This window comes from Corallococcus sp. AB030 (genome assembly GCF_003668965.1).
GTDB classification, from domain to species: domain Bacteria; phylum Myxococcota; class Myxococcia; order Myxococcales; family Myxococcaceae; genus Corallococcus; species Corallococcus exiguus.
On the sequence record NZ_RAWQ01000415.1, the window covers coordinates 1 to 2344 of the forward strand.

Consider the following 2344-nt stretch of genomic DNA (forward strand, 5'->3'; position numbering starts at 1 on the left):
GGCCGGTGACAGGAGGCAAGCGCGGTGGGGCGGGCCTAGTACAGCTGTTCGAGCGGCATCATCGTGCCCGCCTCGAACTCCGGCGCGCGGCGCAGCTGGTCCAGCACGCGCGGGGCGCACCTCAAGTGCAGCATGGGCAGGGAACCGCCCGGCTCGCTCATGGCGCGCACTGCGCCCACCAACTGGTGTGCCTCCAGCCAGCGCATGAAGCTCTCGCGGAAGCGGGCGTTCTCCGCCTGGCCTTCCTTGTAGATATCCGCGCGCGAACGCATGGGTGCCCGTGAGGACGCGGAAGGACTCTTCGGCGCGGCCGACTCCCGGGGCATCACCGTGACGTCAATGTCGCCGGCCGGCTGTGCGTCACGCTCCAGGCCACCCGCGCCCGGCAACGCACGCACCGTGCCTCCGCTGCCAGGCAGCGGACGCACGGCGGCAACGGAGGACATCCGGGCCGAAATGTCTTGGGGTCCGCCCGGCACGCCATTCTTCCTGCTCATGGCCACATCCTCCCCAGGTCCGGTGCTCACGTGGCACCGGCCCCGGCAACTACCGCGTCACCTGAAAACAGCCAGGCCCTTCCCCGTCCGGTGGTTCGCCGAGCGAGGAAGCTTGATGGCATTGCCCAGAATCAAATCCCTCACTTCCAATGCCGTCAAGTCAGGGGCGCGGCAACGATACAGCGCGGCGATTCCCGCGACATACGGCGCCGCCATGCTTGTGCCGCTCATTCGTTCATAGAACGCCTGATTGTTGCAGCGGCGTTCAGTAGACGAATACACATTCACCCCGTAGCCCATGACGTCAGGTACGACCCGACGCCCCACGGAGCCGCTGGCGGAGAAGGTGGCCACGTTGCGCTCGAAGTCGACTGCCCCCACAGCCAGGGCCTCGGGAAAGGCCGCTGGGTAACCAACCGTGTCGGGTCCACTGTTACCCGCCGCGACAATGGGCAGGATGTTGCTGTCCAGAAGCCGACGCAGCATGGCCTGCAGCGCGCGCTGGTTGAGCAGGTAGTCCGCTTCGGAGATGCCCGGAGGCGGCTGCAGCGGGAAGCCCAGCGACAGGTTGACGACGGCGGGACGCGACGCGTTCTCCGGACGGCTGAACTGGTGCAGCAGCCACTCCATGCCGGCGGCCACGCGGCCCAGGCTGGTGCGGATGGTCTCCGATTCGATGACGGACGCGGCGTAGAGGTCCACCTCCGGCGCGACGCCGTGGTGCACGCCCGCGGCGATGCCGCACACGTGCGTGCCGTGGCCGTCAGGGTCGAAACCGCGCACGTCGCGCGCGGGGTTGTGCGGCGAGTTGGGGAAGAGCGAGACGTAGCGGAACTGGATGGTCTTGCTCGCGTGCTCGGGGTGGTCCGCGTCCACGCCCGTGTCCAGGATGCCCAGCATCACGCCGGCGCCCCGGATGCCCTGGGCGTGCGCCAGGGGGACGCCGGACTCGTCAGGCCACTCGCGCTGCGCGAGCGAGCTCATGCCGCGGTTGCGCGGCCCCGTCTGTCCGGCGGACACCGGACCGGGGAAGGACAGGGGCACCACGTCCGGGATGAACTCGAACTCCGCCGCCAGCTCGCCGCGGGCCGCGACTTCCGCGTCCTGGGAGTAGAAGTGCGCCATGGTGGCGCCGATGAGCGGCATGAACCGGTAGCTGCCGGCTTCCGTGCCGACCTGCTCCGTCACGGGCGCGCCCGGCATGGGCGTGGCGTCGACGTCGCTGGCCTTCTTGCCGCGGGCGCGCTTGCGGCCACGCTGCGCCTGACCACTGACCTCCGGCTTCACGCCAGGCAGCGTGGCCGACCGCAGGCCGAGAGCGGTGAGGGCATCCGGTGCCTTCTGGGCCGCGCTGAAGCGGAGCGCGGTGCTACGGCTGAGGACGCGCTCGCCCTGCGCCGTGCCACGCACACCGGGCCGGGCCTGCGTCTCGATGGACTCCTTGGGTACCAACAGGAACGACTTCATGGCTGTGCTCCTTGAACCGCTCAATCCGCGCCGGGCCCAAAGGGAGAGCACCTGCGGTACGACCGCGCCCACCTGGGGACCCTGACAAGCCCCTTCGGATCCGGTGGGTCGGGCTCGCGGGCGTCGCCCGGAGCCGTTGCATCACCTGCCCTCCCCTCTCCCCATGCGCTGGGGTCCAACCGGGGGATTTGACCGCGACCCCCTGACAAAAAATCACGGGATTTCCGTAATAGACACCCCTTCTCTGGTGTCTCGGTCCTCGCTCGGCTTCCCCGAACCTCTGGAAAGACAACGGATTCCCTCCGTGGGACGAGGGCAGTGGCCAGGGGAGCACACGGGCTCTGTCCGCCAGCGGATGTGGGGAAGGGGCAGGCAGGAGG

2 protein-coding genes are annotated in these 2344 nt (G+C 69.2%); both read right to left on the reverse strand.

Annotated features, from left to right (window positions below):
- Positions 1 to 35: 35 nt before the first annotated feature.
- Positions 36 to 497, reverse strand: a complete 462-nt coding sequence (locus D7Y15_RS43155) for a hypothetical protein (RefSeq protein WP_121756191.1) — start codon at positions 495 to 497, stop codon at positions 36 to 38.
- Positions 498 to 554: 57 nt separating this feature from the next.
- Complete coding sequence (locus tag D7Y15_RS43160) at positions 555 to 1964, reverse strand: S8 family serine peptidase (RefSeq protein WP_121756192.1); 1410 nt, start codon at positions 1962 to 1964, stop codon at positions 555 to 557.
- Positions 1965 to 2344 lie beyond the last annotated feature (380 nt).

Coding starts and splice junctions, on each gene's coding strand:
- D7Y15_RS43155 (WP_121756191.1), bottom strand. CDS start 497: ATGAGCAGGAAGAATGGCGTGCCGGGCGGACCCCAAGACATTTCGGCC.
- D7Y15_RS43160 (WP_121756192.1), bottom strand. CDS start 1,964: ATGAAGTCGTTCCTGTTGGTACCCAAGGAGTCCATCGAGACGCAGGCC.